This is a genomic window from Ramlibacter tataouinensis (genome assembly GCF_027941915.1).
In the GTDB taxonomy this organism is placed as follows: domain Bacteria; phylum Pseudomonadota; class Gammaproteobacteria; order Burkholderiales; family Burkholderiaceae_C; genus Ramlibacter; species Ramlibacter tataouinensis_C.
Genome location: NZ_CP116009.1, coordinates 61,838 through 77,418 on the forward strand (window position 1 = coordinate 61,838; position 15,581 = coordinate 77,418).

Annotated in this window: 17 protein-coding genes; 12 read left to right on the top strand and 5 right to left on the bottom strand. The window is 71.3% G+C overall.

What is annotated here, in order from left to right; all coding sequences use genetic code 11:
• Positions 1-24 precede the first annotated feature (24 nt).
• Together PE066_RS00260 and PE066_RS00265 are read left to right on the top strand one after the other, a co-directional pair.
• Entirely contained in the window at positions 25-2,346 is a 2,322-nt protein-coding gene (locus PE066_RS00260; RefSeq protein WP_271234573.1) for a Tex family protein, read from the top strand.
• Positions 2,347-2,353: 7 nt separating this feature from the next.
• On the top strand, positions 2,354-3,445 hold the full coding sequence (locus PE066_RS00265; RefSeq protein WP_271234574.1) for a phospholipase: 1,092 nt from the start codon (positions 2,354-2,356) through the stop codon (positions 3,443-3,445).
• A 57-nt stretch (positions 3,446-3,502) separates the two neighbouring features.
• On the opposite strand, the gene PE066_RS00270 is transcribed toward PE066_RS00265, so the two are convergent.
• On the bottom strand, positions 3,503-4,639 hold the full coding sequence (locus PE066_RS00270) for an iron-containing alcohol dehydrogenase (protein ID WP_271234575.1): 1,137 nt from the start codon (positions 4,637-4,639) through the stop codon (positions 3,503-3,505).
• Between the two features lie 53 nt (positions 4,640-4,692).
• Here PE066_RS00270 and PE066_RS00275 point away from each other — a divergent pair, with 53 nt between their 5' ends.
• The 4 genes from PE066_RS00275 to PE066_RS00290 are packed head-to-tail and all read left to right on the top strand — an operon-like array spanning position 4,693 to position 8,850.
• Entirely contained in the window at positions 4,693-4,818 is a 126-nt protein-coding gene (locus PE066_RS00275) for a hypothetical protein (protein ID WP_271234576.1), read from the top strand.
• A gap of 35 nt (positions 4,819-4,853) precedes the next feature.
• Positions 4,854-5,771, top strand: a complete 918-nt coding sequence (locus PE066_RS00280; protein WP_271236641.1) for an alpha/beta hydrolase — start codon at positions 4,854-4,856, stop codon at positions 5,769-5,771.
• Positions 5,768-6,640 carry a YbgC/FadM family acyl-CoA thioesterase gene (locus tag PE066_RS00285; protein ID WP_271234577.1) on the top strand — a complete coding sequence of 291 codons (873 nt, stop codon included), beginning with the start codon at positions 5,768-5,770 and terminating at the stop codon, positions 6,638-6,640. Before PE066_RS00280 ends, PE066_RS00285 begins: the two co-directional genes overlap by 4 nt.
• 11 nt (positions 6,641-6,651) lie before the next feature.
• Entirely contained in the window at positions 6,652-8,850 is a 2,199-nt protein-coding gene (locus tag PE066_RS00290; RefSeq protein ID WP_271234578.1) for an O-antigen ligase family protein, read from the top strand.
• Here PE066_RS00290 and ygfZ read toward each other — a convergent pair.
• On the bottom strand, positions 8,847-9,767 hold the full coding sequence (ygfZ, locus tag PE066_RS00295; protein WP_271234579.1) for a CAF17-like 4Fe-4S cluster assembly/insertion protein YgfZ: 921 nt from the start codon (positions 9,765-9,767) through the stop codon (positions 8,847-8,849). The two genes, PE066_RS00290 and ygfZ, sit on opposite strands and share 4 nt — an antisense overlap.
• 86 nt (positions 9,768-9,853) lie before the next feature.
• Between ygfZ and mltG the strand changes: the two genes are divergently transcribed.
• The 6 genes from mltG to PE066_RS00325 are packed head-to-tail and all read left to right on the top strand — an operon-like array spanning position 9,854 to position 14,320.
• A complete protein-coding gene (gene mltG / locus PE066_RS00300; RefSeq protein WP_271236642.1) occupies positions 9,854-10,810 on the top strand; it encodes an endolytic transglycosylase MltG in 957 nt (318 codons plus the stop codon).
• Complete coding sequence (gene tmk, locus PE066_RS00305) at positions 10,807-11,451, top strand: dTMP kinase (protein ID WP_271234580.1); 645 nt, start codon at positions 10,807-10,809, stop codon at positions 11,449-11,451. Before mltG ends, tmk begins: the two co-directional genes overlap by 4 nt.
• A complete protein-coding gene (locus PE066_RS00310; RefSeq protein WP_271234581.1) occupies positions 11,448-12,443 on the top strand; it encodes a DNA polymerase III subunit delta' in 996 nt (331 codons plus the stop codon). Before tmk ends, PE066_RS00310 begins: the two co-directional genes overlap by 4 nt.
• Before the next feature lie 10 nt (positions 12,444-12,453).
• Positions 12,454-12,813: a PilZ domain-containing protein gene (locus PE066_RS00315; protein WP_271234582.1), complete on the top strand. Its 360-nt coding sequence runs from the start codon at positions 12,454-12,456 to the stop codon at positions 12,811-12,813.
• A 44-nt stretch (positions 12,814-12,857) separates the two neighbouring features.
• Positions 12,858-13,664: a TatD family hydrolase gene (locus PE066_RS00320; protein WP_271234583.1), complete on the top strand. Its 807-nt coding sequence runs from the start codon at positions 12,858-12,860 to the stop codon at positions 13,662-13,664.
• On the top strand, positions 13,661-14,320 hold the full coding sequence (locus PE066_RS00325; RefSeq protein WP_271234584.1) for an ankyrin repeat domain-containing protein: 660 nt from the start codon (positions 13,661-13,663) through the stop codon (positions 14,318-14,320). The genes PE066_RS00320 and PE066_RS00325 overlap by 4 nt, the downstream gene beginning before the upstream one ends.
• Before the next feature lie 246 nt (positions 14,321-14,566).
• Here PE066_RS00325 and PE066_RS00330 read toward each other — a convergent pair whose 3' ends face one another.
• From PE066_RS00330 to PE066_RS00340, 3 genes are all read right to left on the bottom strand, one after another.
• Positions 14,567-15,004, bottom strand: coding sequence for a PPC domain-containing DNA-binding protein (locus PE066_RS00330; protein ID WP_271234585.1), 438 nt, complete (start codon positions 15,002-15,004; stop codon positions 14,567-14,569).
• Positions 15,005-15,024: 20 nt separating this feature from the next.
• Positions 15,025-15,222, bottom strand: coding sequence for a hypothetical protein (locus PE066_RS00335; RefSeq protein WP_271234586.1), 198 nt, complete (start codon positions 15,220-15,222; stop codon positions 15,025-15,027).
• 116 nt (positions 15,223-15,338) lie between these two features.
• The gene (locus tag PE066_RS00340; RefSeq protein WP_271234587.1) at positions 15,339-15,545 is read right to left on the bottom strand and encodes a DUF6494 family protein; all 207 of its coding nucleotides are present in this window, start codon (positions 15,543-15,545) and stop codon (positions 15,339-15,341) included.
• Positions 15,546-15,581 lie beyond the last annotated feature (36 nt).

Below are 15,581 nucleotides of genomic sequence, written 5' to 3' on the forward strand. Positions count from 1 at the left end.
CCGCCCGGAGCCCCAGCAGTACCCATGAAGAAAATCATCCGGCAGATCGCCGCCGAGATCCGCGTCGGCGAGCAGCAGGTGCAGGCGGCCGTCGACCTGCTCGACGGCGGTGCCACCGTCCCCTTCATCGCCCGCTACCGCAAGGAAGCCACCGGCGGCCTCGACGACGTGCAGTTGCGCACGTTGCAGGAACGCCTGGGCTACCTGCGCGAGCTGGAAGAGCGGCGCGAAGCCGTGATCCGCAGTGTCGAGGAGCAGGGCAAGCTCACGCCCGAACTGCGCGCCGCCTTCGAGGCGGCGCCGACCAAGCAGGAACTGGAAGACCTGTACCTGCCGTTCAAACCCCGGCGCCGCACCAAGGGCCAGATCGCGCGCGAGGCCGGGCTGGAGCCGCTGGCCGATCGCCTGTTCGCCGACCCCGGGCTGGATCCGGCCGCCGAAGCCCAGCCTTTCGTCAAGGCCGAGAAGGGTGAGGGCGGCGAGGATTTCACCACCGTGCCGGCCGTGCTCGACGGCGTGCGCGACATCCTGTCCGAGCGCTGGGCCGAGGAGCCGGCGCTGGTGCAGTCGCTGCGCGAATGGCTGTGGCAGGAGGGCCTGTTCCGCTCGAAGCTGGCGGCCGGCAAGGACGAGAACCACCCCGACGTCGCCAAGTTCCGCGACTACTTCGACTACGAGGAGCCGATCGGCCGGGTGCCGTCGCACCGCGCGCTGGCGGTGTTCCGCGGCCGGCAGCTGGAACTGCTGGATGCCAAGCTGGCGCTGCCGGTGGAACCCGAGCCCGGCAAGCCGTCGATCGCCGAAGGTCGGATCGCGCTGCAGCTCGGCTGGAGCCACCAGGCGCGCCCGGCCGACGACCTGCTGCGCAAGTGCGTGGCCTGGACCTGGCGCGTCAAGCTGTCGCTGTCGCTCGAGCGTGACCTGTTCGCGCGCCTGCGCGAGGACGCCGAGAAGGTCGCGATCAAGGTGTTCGCCGACAACCTGCGCGACCTGCTGCTGGCCGCACCGGCCGGGCCGCGCGTCGTGATGGGGCTGGACCCGGGCATCCGCACCGGCGTCAAGGTCGCGGTGGTCGATGCCACCGGCAAGCTGGTCGCCACCGCCACCGTCTACCCGCACGAGCCGCGGCGCGACTGGGAAGGCTCGCTGCAGACCCTGCAGCGGCTGTGCCTGCAGCACGGCGTCAACCTGATCGCCATCGGCAACGGCACCGCCAGCCGCGAGACCGACAAGCTGGCCGCCGACCTGGGCAAGCGGGTCGAAGGCCTGCAGCGGGTCGTCGTCAGCGAGGCCGGTGCCTCGGTCTATTCGGCCAGCGAGTTCGCCTCGCAGGAGATGCCCGACGTCGACGTGAGCCTGCGCGGCGCCGCCAGCATCGCGCGCCGGCTGCAGGACCCGCTGGCCGAGCTGGTCAAGATCGATCCCAAGTCGATCGGTGTCGGCCAGTACCAGCACGACGTCAACCAGACCGAGCTGGCGCGCACGCTCGATGCCGTGGTCGAGGACTGCGTCAACTCGGTCGGCGTGGACCTGAACACCGCCAGCGTGCCGCTGCTGACCCGCGTGTCGGGCCTGAGCGGCAGCGTCGCCAAGGCGGTGGTGCGCTGGCGCGAGGCGCACGGCGCCTTCCGCAGCCGCCAGCAGCTGCTGGACGTCAGCGGCCTGGGGCCCAAGACCTTCGAGCAGAGCGCCGGCTTCCTGCGCATCCGCGGCGGCGACAACCCGCTGGACATGACGGGCGTGCACCCGGAAACCTATCCGGTGGTCGAGCAGATGATGGCCGCCACCGGCAAGCCGGTGGCCGAGCTGATGGGCCGCGCCGAGATGCTGCGCACCCTCAAGCCCGAGCTGTTCGCCAACGAGCGGTTCGGCGTGATCACCGTCAAGGACATCCTGGGCGAGCTGGAAAAGCCCGGCCGCGACCCGCGCCCCGACTTCAAGGTGGCGCGCTTCAACGAGGGCGTGGAAGACATCGCCGACCTGCAGGAAGGCATGGTGCTGGAAGGCACGGTGAGCAACGTCGCGCAGTTCGGCGCCTTCGTCGACCTGGGCGTGCACCAGGACGGCCTGGTGCACGTCAGCCAGCTGTCCAACCGCTTCGTCAACGATGCGCGCGAGGTCGTCAAGACCGGCGACATCGTCAAGGTCAAGGTGCTGGAGGTGGACGTGGCGCGAAAGCGCATCAGCCTGACCATGAAGCTCGATGCCAAGGCGGCGCCTCGCCGCGACGGCCCGCGCGACAACCGCTACGAAGGGGCTGGGCGGGGCCAGCGGGCGCCGGGCAATCCGCAGCTCAACACGGCGATGGCGGGTGCCTTCGCCAAGCTGCAGCAGGTGCGCAAGTAGAGGCCCCATGGCGCGCGCCCTTCGCCTGTACGCCGGTCCGAGGGCGCGCCGCCACATCGAACGGCACGGCCTGGCGCCGCAGGACATCAGCGTGGTGCCCGGCGCGGCCGGCGGGCCCAAGGGCCTGATCCTGGGACCGCTGGACCGCTTCATCTTCGGCGAGTGGCTGCCGCGTTCGCAGCAGCCGGTGCACCTGGTGGGCGCCTCGATCGGCGCCTGGCGCATGGCCACCGCCTGCCTGGACCAGGCCGTGCCGGCCTTCGAGCGGCTCGAGCGCGACTACATCGCGCAGGACTACGAACCGGAGCCGGGCCGCAAGACCCCGAGCCCGCGCCAGGTCAGCGAACGCTTCGCCGCCAACCTGGCCGATTTCTACGGCGGCCGGGTGCGCCAGGTGCTGGACCATCCGCGCTACCGCGTGCACATCGTCACCTCGCGCGGGCGCCACCTGCTGTCGCGCGAGCACCGGTTCGGCACGCCGCTCGGCTACCTGGGCGCGTACCTGTGCAACGGCGTGCACCGGCGCGCGCTGTGCGCGTGGCTGGAGCGGGTGGTGTTCTCGTCGGGTCGGGATGCGCAGGCCCTGAGCCTGCCCTTCGACCAGCAGGACTACCGCACGCGGCAGGTGCACCTGACCGAGGCCAATTTCCAGCCGGCGCTGCAGGCCAGCTGCTCCATCCCCTTCCTGCTGCAGGCGGTCCACGACATCCCCGGCGCGCCGCCCGGCGCCTACTGGGACGGCGGCATCACCGATTACCACCTGCACCTGAACTACGCGGCGGCGCATCCGCAAGGACTGGTGCTGTACCCGCACTTCCAGAAGGCGGTGGTGCCCGGCTGGCTGGACAAGGCCTGGCGCTGGCGCCATGGCGCGACCGCGTTCCTGGACAACACCCTCGTGCTGGCGCCCGATCCGCTGTGGGTGCAGGGCCTGCCCAACGGCAAGCTGCCGGACCGCACCGACTTCACGCGCCATGGCAGCGACCTGGCCGGGCGGATGAAGGTGTGGCAGGCGGCGGCGTCGGCGAGCCGGCAGCTGGCGGACGAATTCGCGCAGTGGCTGGAGCGGCCGGAGGCGGGGCGGGTCGAAGCCCTCTGACACCGCTGCCGAAGTGGTGGTCATTCCCGCGAAGGCGGAGGATGACCCTTCACCTGGCTACATCGACGCCGCCAGCATCCCCTCGTAGTCCTGCACGCTCGCGATTCGCGGATTGGTCTTGTGGCAGTGGTCGGCGAGGGCGCCCTCGATGATCTTGCCGAACTGCCCGCGCTGCACGCCCATCTCGGCCAGGCCCTTGGGCAGCCCGAGGCGGGCGTTCATGTCGCGGATCGCCTCCGGGATGTCGCCGCCGCAGGAGAGCCCCATGGCGTGCGCCATCCGGTCCAGCCGGCGCTCCGTGCGCACCGATTCGGCTTCGGCGTTGAAGCGGATCACCGCCGGCAGGAACATGGCGTTGAGCGTGCCGTGGTGCAGCCGCGGATCGACGCCGCCCAGGCTGTGGCTCAGCGAGTGCACGCAGCCCAGGCCCTTCTGGAACGCCATGGCGCCCTGCATGGAGGCGCTCATCAGGTTCAGGCGCGCCTGGCGGTCGCTGCCGTCGCGGGTGGCGCGCTCGATGTGCGACCAGCCGCGCTCCAGGCCGTCCAGCGCGATGCCGTCGGCCGGCGGGTTGAACGCAGCCGACATGAAGGTCTCCATGCAGTGCGCGATGGCGTCCATGCCGGTGGCGGCCGTCAACCTGGGAGGCAGCCCCAGCGTGAGCTCCGGGTCGCAGATGGCGGCCTTGGGCAGCAGGTTCCAGGAATGGAAGCCGAGCTTGCGGTGGTCGTCCACGATGATGATGGCGCCGCGGGCGACCTCGCTGCCGGTGCCGCTGGTGGTGGGCACCGCGATCAGCGGCGCCGCCTGGTCGGTGATGCGGGGCGAGCCGCCCTCGATGGTGGCGTAGCGGGTGAGGGGGCCGTCGTGGGTGGCGGCGATGGCCACGCCCTTGGCGCAATCGATGGCCGAGCCGCCGCCGACGGCGACCAGCCCGTCGCAGCGGTAGTCGCGATACACCTGCACGGCGGCGCGCACCGCAGCTTCGGTGGGGTTGGACGGCGTCTGGTCGAACACCGCGTGCGGCAGGCCCGGCAGCGCGTCGATCGCCTTCTGCAGCACGCCCGCGGCGCGCACGCCGGGGTCGGTGACGATCAGCGGGCGGGTGATGCCCACGCGCTGGCATTCATCCTTGAGCAGGCGCACCGCGCCGAAGTCGAACTGGATCTGGGTCAGATAGTAGATCAGGGCCATGGCAGCGCTCGGTCGTAAGATGCCTTTCCACTTTAGCCCAGAGGAGCAAGCCCATGAATCGGTGGTTTCGTCCGCTTGTCGCGCTGGCGTCGGGCGGCGGCGCCGGATCCGCGCTGGCGGTCGCCGCCACGTCCCAGGCGCTGCCCCGCGCCCAGCCGGCCGGCGCCCGTTTCAAGTGAGCTTCCTGCCCGAATACCCGGAACTCACGCCGAAGATGCGCTCGGTGCTCGAGCGCATGGCGCGGGTGCGGCGCGAGCCGCTGCACCTGCAGTCGCCGCAGCAGGCGCGCGCGAGCTACGAAGGCTCGGCCGACGTGCTGGAGGTGCCGCGCCGGCCGCTGGCGCGCATCGAGGACATCGAGCTGCCCGCGCGCGACGGCGTGCGGCTGCCGGCCCGCGTCTACCAGCCCGACGACCGCAGCCAAGGCGTGCTGCTGTACCTGCACGGCGGCGGCTTCACCATCGGCAGCATCGGCACGCACGACATCCTGTGCCGCGAACTGGCCGGGCTGGCCGGCTGCGCCGTGCTGTCGCTGGGCTACCGGCTCGCGCCCGAGCACCGTTTCCCGGTCGCGGTGGAGGACACCTGGGATGCCTTGCAGGGGCTCGCCGGGCAACGCACTGCATTGGGCTGGCGCGCCGACGAGCCGATCGCGGTGGGCGGCGACAGCGCCGGCGGCACGCTGGCGGCGGTGGCGGCCCTGCACGCGCGCGACCGGGGCCTGCCCCTGTCGCTGCAGCTGCTGTTCTATCCCGGCACCGCCGCCCGGCAGGACAGCGCCTCGCATCGCCGCTACCACCAGGGCCTGGTGCTGGAGCCGGCCCACATCGAGTACTTCTTCGGCCACTACATCGACCTGGATGTGCGCGAGGACTGGCGCTTCGCGCCGCTGAATGCGCCGGACGTGGACGGCGTGGCGCCGGCCTGGATCGGCCTGGCGGACTGCGATCCGCTGTTCGACGACGGCATCGCGTACGGCGATAAACTGCGCGCGGCCGGCGTGGCCGTCGAGCTGGAAGTCTGGCGCGGCGTCACCCACGAGTTCATCAAGATGGGGCGCGCGCTGCCCGAAGCCCGGCAGGCCCATGCGGCCGCCGCCCGCGCCCTGTCGCAAGCCTTCCGCACACCATGAAACGAGACGATTTCCGCTTCTTCCACCACCTGCGCGTGCGCTGGGCCGAGGTGGACATGCAAAAGATCGTGTTCAACGCGCACTACCTGATGTACTTCGACACGGCGGTGGCGGACTACTGGCGCGCGCTGGCCCTGCCTTACGAGGAGGCCATGCACCAGCTGGAGGGCGACCTGTACGTCAAGAAGGCGACGGTGGAATTCAACGCCTCGGCGCGCATGGACGACCAGCTCGACATCGGCCTGCGCTGCGGCCGCATCGGCAATTCGTCGATGGTGTTCCACGGCGCCATCTTCCGCGGCGAGCAGTTGCTGATCACCTGCGAGCTGGTCTATGTGTTCGCCGACCCGGCCACGCAGACCTCGCGCCCGGTGCCGGGCAAGCTGCGCGAGATCCTCTCCGGCTACGAGGCCGGCGAGCCGGTGGTGCAGGTGCGCACCGGCTCCTGGAGTGAACTGGGCCAGGACGCCGCGGCCATCCGGACCGCCGTGTTCGTCCAGGAGCAGCGCATCCCGGCGGACATGGAGTGGGATGACGCGGACCACACCGCCGTCCACGCCGTCGCCTACAACCGCCTGGGCCAGCCGGTGGCCACCGGCCGCCTGCTCCAGGCCGAGCCCGGCGTGGCCCGCATCGGCCGCATGGCGGTGCTGCAGGTGCTGCGCGGCTCGGGCGTGGGGCAGCAGGTGCTGCAGGCCCTGCTGCAGGCCGCCGAGCGGCGCGGCGACCGGCGCGCCGTGCTGCACGCGCAGCGCACGGCCCAGGGCTTCTACGGCCGGCTGGGCTTCAGCCCCGAGGGTGATCCCTTCGAGGAAGCCGGCATTCCGCACATCGGGATGGGGGCGGCGCTTCCGCTGCCGGGGCGCTGATCACCGAGCGCATGGGCAAGCGCCAGCGGGCCAGCGGCGGGGCGGCAGCGTCCGCCGTCGATCCGCCATGGGCTGCCCCGGCCGAGGCGACGTCCGCGGCAGGGCAGGGCGCCGGTCCGGCCGGCGTCGCCGCGCTGCTGGCGGCGGCGATCGCGCTGGCGCCGGCGCTGGGTGTACCCAGCGAGCTGATGCTGCAGGACACCCTCAAGTCCATCGTGGTGTCGTTCGCGGCGCTGCTGGCCGCGCTGCTGTTCTTCTGGCAACGGCGCGCATCGGCCGATCCGGTGCGCTGGCATCCGGTGCTGTGGCTGCCGCTGCTGCTGCTGGCGTACGCGCTGGGCAGCATGGCCTGGTCGCACACCTACCTGGCGGCGGTGGAGGCGATCCGCTGGTTCGTCTTCGCCCTGCTGCTGTGGCTGGGGCTGAATGCCTTCACGCGCGAGCGGCTGCCGCTGCTGGCCTGGGGCATCCACGCCGGCGCGGTGCTCGCCTCGCTGTGGGCGGCGTTGCAGTTCTGGATCGATTTCCGGTTCTTCCCGCAAGGGCCCAATCCCGCTTCCACCTTCGTCAACCGCAACTTCTTCGCCGAGTTCGTGGTGTGCACGCTGCCGTTCTCGGCGCTGCTGCTGGCGCGCGAGCGCCGCACCGCCATGGCCGCGGCGCTCGCCGCCAGCACCGCGCTGGTCGTGGTGGCCATCCTGATGACCGGCACCCGCGCGGCGCTGATCGCACTGTGGCTGCAGTTGCTGGTGGTGCTGCCGCTGGTGGCCTGGCGCCTGCGCTCGCTGCCGCGGGCCGGCGTCGTCGCCGTGCTGCTCGGCGGCGTCCTCGCCATGGGCCTGATCCCGTCCGGCAATGCCAGGATCCTGGGCGAAGGCCGGGGGACGACGGCGCTCGAACGCGGCCTCGACCGCACCGCCTCCATCCAGCCGGGCGATCCCTCGCTGCAACTGCGCGCGCTCATGTGGAAGGCCACGCTGCGGGTGATCGAGGCACGGCCGCTCACCGGCGTGGGTGCCGGCGCGTGGGAAGCGATGGTGCCGCTGTACCAGCCCGACAGCCAGCAACTGGAGACCGACTACTACGTGCACAACGAGGCGCTGCAGTTGCTGGCCGAGTATGGGCTCGTGGGCGCCTTGCTCCTGGCCGGCCTGCTGGGCTACCTGCTGGCGGCCGCCTGGCGCACCTGGCGGCTCGCGGGCGGGCCCCACGCCGATGAAGTGCCCTGGCGCGCCGCCGCCTTGTCCAGCCTGCTGGCCTTGCTGCTGGTCAGCAACGTCGGCTTTCCCTGGCGCATGGCCGCCACCGGCGCGCTGTTCGCGCTTGCATTGGGCCTGCTGGCGGCGTCGGATGCGCGGCTCGGCCTGGCGGCCGGGCGCTTCGGCGTCCGCACGCTGGCATGGGGGCCCCGCCGCAACGCCGTGGCGCTGGCGGCCACGCTGGCGGGCCTGCTGCTCGCGGGCTTCATCACGCAACAAGCGGCCGAGGCCGAGCGCAAGATCGTGCGCGCCACCCAGATCGCCTATCGGATCAGTGCCTCGGGACAGCCCGGCGATCCGCGCTGGGACCCGGCCAAGGCCCGCGTGCTGGAGTTGACGCGCGAGGCCGTGGCGATCACGCCGCACTACCGCAAGATCACGCCGATCGTCGCCGACCAGCTGGCGTCCTGGGGCGATTGGCGCAATGCCACCTGGATCTGGGAATCGGTGCTGCAGTCGCGGCCCTACGTGGTGGCCATCCTGACCAACGCCGCGCGCGGCCACGCCGCCATGAACGAGCCCGATCGCGCGTTCGAGTACCTGGCGCGGGCCCAGGCGATCGCGCCGCAAGCGCCCTCGGTGCTGTCGCTGGAGGTGATCCTGTTGTCGCGCTTCCGCGATGCGCGCGAGGCACTGCCGATCGCGCGCCAGGCGCTGGCCAGCGGGCACCACGATTTCGACCTGGTCAACAACGCCTTCGTGATCGCCTGGCGCAGCGGCGACCACGAACTGGCGCAGCAGGCGATGCAGACCTGGCTGCGCGACTACCCGCAGGAGCAGGTCCAGGGCTACCTGCAGCTGGGCCTGTACCGGCTTCAGGCGCGGCAGGACGAAGCCGGGGCCCTGCAGGCCTGGCGCCGCGCCTACGAACTGGGTTCGCCCCGGCAGCGGCAGGGCGTGCTGCAGCGGGTGCCGCCGCGCTACCGCGAACGGGTGGCAGCCGGCGGCTAGATGTCCGCCAGCAATTCGTACGGCAGCGGCAGCCGTTCCAGCGCGGGTCCGTCGGCGCTGCCGACGCTGAGCCGGCCGCCTTCGGCTGCGCTCACCTGCATGGACACGATGGCGTCCCAGCCGCCGCCGGGCGCGGGCGCGGCCTGGGCCACCAGGCCGCAGGGCTGCTCGCGATCGCTTTCGTGGAACACCTCCTGCCCCGCCGCCATGGCAGCTTCGCCGTGCACGACATACGCGCGCCGCTTGAGCGTGCCGCGGAACTGGCTGCGCGCCACCACCTCCTGGCCGGGGTAGCAGCCCTTCTTGAAATTGACGCCGCCGACCGACTCGTAGTTCAGCATCTGCGGCACAAAGGCTTCGCTGACCGGTGCCGTCACGCTGGCGATGCCGCTGCGGACCTCGCCCCACAGCCAGGTGTCCAGCGGCAGGTCCGCCCCTTGCGGCAGCGGCTCGCCCGCCGGCGCCACCCACAGGGCGCGCGCCTGGCCGGCGGCAGGGTAGAGCGCCACCACCTGCGCGGCGCCCACGGCCCGCTTGCTCCAGGGCGCGGAAGCCGCGCCCTGCAGCACGCCCCGGGCTGCTTCGCCGGCCAGCCCGTGCACGGCGTAGTCCGCCGTCGCATCGGCCAGCTTGACCTTGGAGCGCAGCACGAACATCGACAGGCGCTTGAGCGTGGGCGCCAGCAGATCGCGCGAGGTGAGCAGCAGGATGTCGTCCGGCGCCGGGGCGACGCCCACGAAGCTGGCCAGCATCCGGCCCTTGGGCGTGCAGAAGGCGGCGAGCCGGGCCTGGTCGGGCGGCAGCAGCGCGAAGTCCTGGGTGAGCTGGTTGTGCAGGAAGCGCGCGGCGTCCTCGCCTTGCGCGCGGATCACGCCGAGGTGCGACAGGGCACTGCGGCCTTCGAGAGCAGGGGACATCGCTCCATTATCATGGCCGGTCCAATCTTTCCGGGTGTACAGGGACAGTGGCGCGCTTGCTCAAGACGGTATTCCTGCTCGCCGCGATGGCCCTGCTGGCTTTCGGCGCCGCGGGCTGGTGGTGGGTCAACCAGCCGCTGCGCCTGCCGGCTGCGACGGTCGACCTGTCGGTCGAGCCCGGCACCCTGCCGCGCGCGGTGGTGCAAGCGGTGGCCGATGCGGGCGTCGAGGTCGATCCGGGCCTGCTCTATGCCTGGTTCCGCCTGTCGGGGCAGGGCCGCCAGATCAAGGCCGGCAGCTACGAACTGGAGACCGGCATCACGCCGAGGCGCCTGCTGTCCAAGCTGGCGCGCGGCGAGGAAAGCCTGCGGGCCGTCACGCTGGTGGAAGGCTGGACCTTCCGCCAGATGCGTGCGGCGCTGGCCAAGGAGGAGAGCCTGAAGCACGACACCGCCGGCCTGGACGATGCCGCCGTGATGGCGCTGATCGGCCGTCCGGGCCAGCACCCGGAAGGCCGCTTCTTCCCCGACACCTATGCCTATGCGCGCGGCAGCACCGAATCGCACCTGCTGGAGCGGGCCCTGCGCGCCATGGACAAGCGGCTGCAGGCGGCCTGGGCCGAGCGCAGCCCGCAAGCCGCGGTCAAGTCGCCCGAGGAGGCGCTGATCCTGGCCAGCATCGTGGAAAAGGAGACCGGCCGCGGTTCCGACCGCCCGCTGGTGTCGGCCGTCTTCAACAACCGGCTGCGGGTGGGCATGCCGCTGCAGACCGACCCGACGGTGATCTACGGCATGGGCGCCGCCTTCAACGGCAACCTGCGCAAGATCGACCTGCAGACCGACACCCCCTGGAACACCTACACCCGGCCCGGCCTGCCGCCGACGCCGATCGCCATGCCGGGCAAGGCGTCGCTGCTGGCCGCGGTGCAGCCGGCGCCCGCCAAGGCGCTCTACTTCGTGGCCCGCGGCGACGGCAGCAGCCATTTCAGCGAATCGCTCGACGAGCACAACCGCGCCGTCAACAAGTACCAGAGGGGCCAGTGACGAGCGGCCTGTTCATCAGCTTCGAAGGCATCGACGGGGCCGGCAAGTCCACCCACCTGGAAGCGCTGGCGCAGGCGTTCCGCGCCGCCGGCCGGGCCGTGGTGCTCACGCGCGAGCCGGGCGGCACGCCGCTGGCCGAGCAGTTGCGGGCGCTGGCGCTCAGTGCGCCGATGGACCCGCTGACCGAGGCACTGCTGATGTTCGCGGCCCGGCGCGACCACCTGCAGCAGGTGATCGAGCCGGCGCTGGCCCGCGGCGACGTGGTGCTGTGCGACCGCTTCACCGACGCCACCTTCGCCTACCAGGGGGCCGGCCGCGGCTTCGACCTCGGCGTGCTCGGCCAGCTCGAGCGCTGGGTGCAGGCGGTCGATGCGCTGCCGGCCGGGCAGTTGCGCCAGCCGCAGCTGACGCTGTGGTTCGAGCTCGATCCCGAGGCGGCCGCCCGGCGGCTGGCCGGCGCGCGGGCCCCGGACCGCTTCGAATCGCAGCCCGCCGCATTCTTCCGCCGGGTGGCCGATGGTTACGAGCGCCGGGCCCAGGCCGATGCGCAGCGGTTCGCCCGCATCGACGGCAGCCAGCCGCGCGAAGCCGTGTGGCAGCAGGTGCTGGCGGCCGTGCAGGGCAGGGGGTGGTTGTCGTGAGCGGCGTGGCACCCTGGATCGCGCGGCAGGCGCAGGCGCTGCTGGCCCAGCGCGGCCATGCCTGGCTGCTGCACGGGCCTTCGGGACTGGGGCAGTACACGCTGGCGCTGGCGCTGGTTCGCGCCTGGCTGTGCGAGCAGCCCACGGCGCAGGGCGCCTGCGGGCAGTGCGCGAGCTGCCATGCGGTCGACGTGCGCACCCACGCCGACCTGTGCGTGCTGATGCCCGAGACCGTGATGCTGGAGCTGGGCTGGCCGCTGTCGGAGTCGGCGCAAAAGGAGATCGACGACAAGAAGCGCAAGCCCAGCCGCGAGATCCGCATCGATGCCATGCGCGATGCGGTGGAATTCGCCCAGCGCACCAGCGCGCGCGGCCGCGGCAAGGCGGTGCTGGTGTACCCGGCCGAGCGCATGAACCACGTCACGGCCAATGCGCTGCTCAAGACGCTGGAAGAGCCGCCCGGCGACGTGCGCTTCGTGCTGGCCACCGAGTCGGCGCACCAGCTGCTGCCCACCATCCGCAGCCGTTGCCTGGCGCACACGCTGCTCTGGCCGGCCGAGGGCGAGAGCCTGGCCTGGCTGCAGGCGCAGGGCATCGAGGCCGCCCAGGCCCGGGTGCTGCTGCGCGCCGCCGGCGGCCGCCCGGAGGAGGCCCGGGCGCTGGCCCGGACCGGTTGCAGCGCGCGCGACTGGGCGCAGCTGCCCAAGGCGCTGGGCCGAGGGGAAGTGTCGGCGCTGGGCGACCGCACGCCGGCGCAGGCCATCGACGTGCTGCAGAAGGTCTGCCACGACCTGCTGGCGGTGCGGGCGCAGGCGGCGCCGCGTTTCTTCGAGCCGGCCGACCTGCCGCAGCCGGCCTCGTACGAAGCCCTCACCGCGTGGTGGCGCGAACTCGCGCAGGCCAAGAAGACGGCGGAACACCCGTTCAATGCCGGCCTGATGCTGGAAGCGCTTGTGGGGCGCGCCCGCACGGCCCTACACTCGCAGGCCTGAAGCCGCCGCCATGAGCACCGCCCCCAGCAGTCCCCGCCCGAGCGTCATCCAGCTCGCCATCAAGGAGAAGGCGGCGCTGTATGCGGCCTACATCCCGCTGTTCGCCGACGGCGGCGTGTTCATCCCGACCACGCGCGAGTACAAGCTGGGCGACGACGTCTACGTGCTGCTGTCGCTGCCGGATGACCCGCAGCGCTACCCGGTGGCCGGCAAGGTGGCCTGGGTGACGCCGCCGCGCGCCGCCGCCAATCGCACCCAGGGGGTGGGCGTGCGGTTCCCGGCCGACGAGAAGTCCAAGCTGCTCAAGATCAAGATCGAGGAAATCCTGGGCAGCCACCTCGCCTCCGAGCGGCCGACCCAGACCATCTGAGGCGGCGCCGCAACCGGCCATTGGCGCTGGTGCATCATCGGCGGATGTTCGTCGATTCGCATTGCCACCTGAGCTTTCCTGAACTGTCCAGCCGCCTGGACGACATCCGCGCCGCCATGGCGCAGGCCCGGGTCGACCGGGCCCTGTGCATCTGCACCACGCTGGAGGAATTCGAGGCCGTCCACGCGCTGGCCCTGGCCCACGACAACTTCTGGGCCTCGGTCGGCGTGCACCCGGACAACGAAGGCGTGGCCGAGCCGTCGCTGGACGACCTGCTGCGGCGCGCGGCGCTGCCCAAGGTGGTGGCGATCGGCGAGACCGGGCTGGACTACTACCAGATGGACGAGCGCAAGGGCGGCCGCACGGTGGCCGACCTGGAGTGGCAGCGCGAGCGCTTTCGCACCCACATCCGCGCCGCCCGGCAGTGCGGCAAGCCGCTGATCATCCACACCCGCGCCGCGTCGGCCGACACGATCGCGATCCTGAAGGAGGAGGGCGAGGACGGCTCGGCGGGCAGCGCCGGCGGGGTGTTCCACTGCTTCACCGAGACCGCCGAGGTGGCGCGCGCCGCGCTGGAACTGGGCTTCTACATCTCGTTTTCCGGGATCCTGACCTTCCGCAACGCGGCCGATCTGCGCGAGGTGGCGGCCTTCGTGCCGGAGGACCGGCTGCTGATCGAGACCGACAGCCCCTATCTGGCGCCGGTGCCGTTCCGCGGCAAGACCAACGACCCGTCGCTGGTGGTGCATGTCGCCCGGCAGGTGGCCGAGGTCCGCGGCATGGCGGTGGAAGCGGTCGGGGAAGTGACCAGCCGCAATTTCGAGCGGCTGTTCGCGGGGGTCAAAGGATGAGAAATTACTTCAAGTTCATTGGCTATCTATGGGTGGCCATTGGGATTTCCTGCGCGCACGCAGGCTCGTACGAAGACTTTTTTGCGGCCGTGAAGAAGGATGACGCGGCGGCCATCCATGGGCTGCTGCAGCGGGGGTTCGACCCCAATACGCCCGCTCCGGATGGGCAGCACGGCCTGTTCCTGGCCTTGCGCGACGGCGCCCTGAAGGCGGCGCAGGTGCTGCTGGACTCGCCGGCCACCCAGGTCGATGTCCGCAACAGCCAGGACGAGACCCCCCTGATGATGGCGGCGCTCAAGGGCCACACGGACCTGGCCCGCAAGCTGGTCGAGCGCGAGGCCGACGTCAACAAGCCCGGCTGGGCGCCGCTGCATTACGCCGCCACGGGCGGACACCTGGCGATCATGGAGCTGCTGCTGGAGCACCATGCGTTCATCGATGCCGAATCGCCCAACGGGACGACGCCGTTGATGATGGCCGCGCACTACGGCACGCCGGCGGCCGTCAAGCTGCTGCTGGACGCCGGCGCCGACACCGCCATGAAGAACCAGCTCGGCCTGACGGCGATCGAATTCGCCAAGCGAGGCAATCGCCCGGATGCCGCCGAACTGATCGCCCAGCACATCCGCAATCAGCAGCCTCGCGGGAAGTGGTGACTGGCGGCGGGTGGCGGCGTTTGCCGGGCAGACGCTGTTTCTTGGCGATCCGCACGTCCTGGAAGCCGGTTTCCCGAGGCCGGCTTTGGGTCTCATTGAATTCATACGATGTGCGTTATGTAAAATGAAAGATAGAGACCCGTGGCGGCGCTCCGAATTCTGAGATTCTTCCCACTGTGCCGCTTCAGCGAACCACCCCCGCCAGCGGCCGTGGCCGCCCTCCGCCAAAGCGCTCCCGTTCGGCCCTCAAGCCCCGATCTCGATCAGCGCCAGGCCGCTCTCCGGATCGCAGCGCTTGACCAGATAACTGGGCGATTCGACCAGGATCACTTCCAGCGTCGGCCGCACCGTGGCCACCAGCAGATGGCCGCCGACCGTGCTTCCGTCGCGGCGCCCGAGGACAGCGTGGGCATGCGCCCTGGGTTGAGTGCCGTCGAGCGCGATGTCGCCGATCAGCGAGAGCACCTCGACCTGTTCGTCCACCGGGATCCGGTCGTACGCCTTGCGGTCCCAGTCGAAATAGCCCAGCACGGCGCCGCTCAGCGCGCCGATGGCCGTGAAGCGGCTGGCCACCAGTTCGTGTTCCGTGGCGAAGCGCTGCAGGGTCGCGATCACCTCATCGTCCTTGTCGAACACCAGGGCGATCGTGCGCTCCGGCCCGGGGTTGAGCACCTTGGCTTTCATCGCAGGGCCTCTGGACAGTTTCAGGTGTGCTTGGGCGGTTCGCCGACCGGCGGGGTCTGGTCGGGCGCGGGGGGATCCTGCACCGGCGGCTCGTAACCGGCGGGCGGCGGTGTCGGCGCGGGCGGCGGCAAGGACGGATCCCGCGGGACATCGTGGGCCCGCAGCGCGACCGGCTGGCCCCCGGCCGCCCGGCCCCGGTACACGGATGGATGCGCCATGCCACCAGCATGGGCGCAAAGCGAGCCTGGCCGCGTCGGACGGCTTCGCCTCCGTCGGCCCAGGATGTCCAAACGAACGCTGCGGCGCCGCCCGCCGCGCGCACCCTCCCGGAGACCTACTGCAGCTTCACCTCGCCATCGAAGCTGACCTGCAGCTGCAGCGACGGAATGCTCAGGGTCATGGTGGCCGGCAGCGTTTCATGGCCCGCCAATGCGCCCTGCTGCAGAGCCTTGGCCACCGCCTGCTCGATCTCGCGCTGCGAATTCACCCCGACCGTCCGGAGGAACTTGCGGATGCTGTTGTTGAGGGCTTCGTCGTCCATGCCGGTCTCCATCGTCGTGACGGCGCCATCCTAGCC

Excerpts from the sequence above, each read along its gene's own strand:
- PE066_RS00260 (WP_271234573.1), top strand. The coding sequence starts at position 25 with ATGAAGAAAATCATCCGGCAGATCGCCGCCGAGATCCGCGTCGGCGAG.
- PE066_RS00265 (WP_271234574.1), top strand. The coding sequence starts at position 2,354 with ATGGCGCGCGCCCTTCGCCTGTACGCCGGTCCGAGGGCGCGCCGCCAC.
- PE066_RS00270 (WP_271234575.1), bottom strand. The coding sequence starts at position 4,639 with ATGGCCCTGATCTACTATCTGACCCAGATCCAGTTCGACTTCGGCGCG.
- PE066_RS00275 (WP_271234576.1), top strand. The coding sequence starts at position 4,693 with ATGAATCGGTGGTTTCGTCCGCTTGTCGCGCTGGCGTCGGGCGGCGGC.
- PE066_RS00280 (WP_271236641.1), top strand. The coding sequence starts at position 4,854 with ATGCGCTCGGTGCTCGAGCGCATGGCGCGGGTGCGGCGCGAGCCGCTG.
- PE066_RS00285 (WP_271234577.1), top strand. The coding sequence starts at position 5,768 with ATGAAACGAGACGATTTCCGCTTCTTCCACCACCTGCGCGTGCGCTGG.
- PE066_RS00290 (WP_271234578.1), top strand. The coding sequence starts at position 6,652 with ATGGGCAAGCGCCAGCGGGCCAGCGGCGGGGCGGCAGCGTCCGCCGTC.
- ygfZ (WP_271234579.1), bottom strand. The coding sequence starts at position 9,767 with ATGTCCCCTGCTCTCGAAGGCCGCAGTGCCCTGTCGCACCTCGGCGTG.
- mltG (WP_271236642.1), top strand. The coding sequence starts at position 9,854 with ATGGCCCTGCTGGCTTTCGGCGCCGCGGGCTGGTGGTGGGTCAACCAG.
- PE066_RS00315 (WP_271234582.1), top strand. The coding sequence starts at position 12,454 with ATGAGCACCGCCCCCAGCAGTCCCCGCCCGAGCGTCATCCAGCTCGCC.
- PE066_RS00320 (WP_271234583.1), top strand. The coding sequence starts at position 12,858 with ATGTTCGTCGATTCGCATTGCCACCTGAGCTTTCCTGAACTGTCCAGC.
- PE066_RS00325 (WP_271234584.1), top strand. The coding sequence starts at position 13,661 with ATGAGAAATTACTTCAAGTTCATTGGCTATCTATGGGTGGCCATTGGG.
- PE066_RS00330 (WP_271234585.1), bottom strand. The coding sequence starts at position 15,004 with ATGAAAGCCAAGGTGCTCAACCCCGGGCCGGAGCGCACGATCGCCCTG.
- PE066_RS00335 (WP_271234586.1), bottom strand. The coding sequence starts at position 15,222 with ATGGCGCATCCATCCGTGTACCGGGGCCGGGCGGCCGGGGGCCAGCCG.
- PE066_RS00340 (WP_271234587.1), bottom strand. The coding sequence starts at position 15,545 with ATGGACGACGAAGCCCTCAACAACAGCATCCGCAAGTTCCTCCGGACG.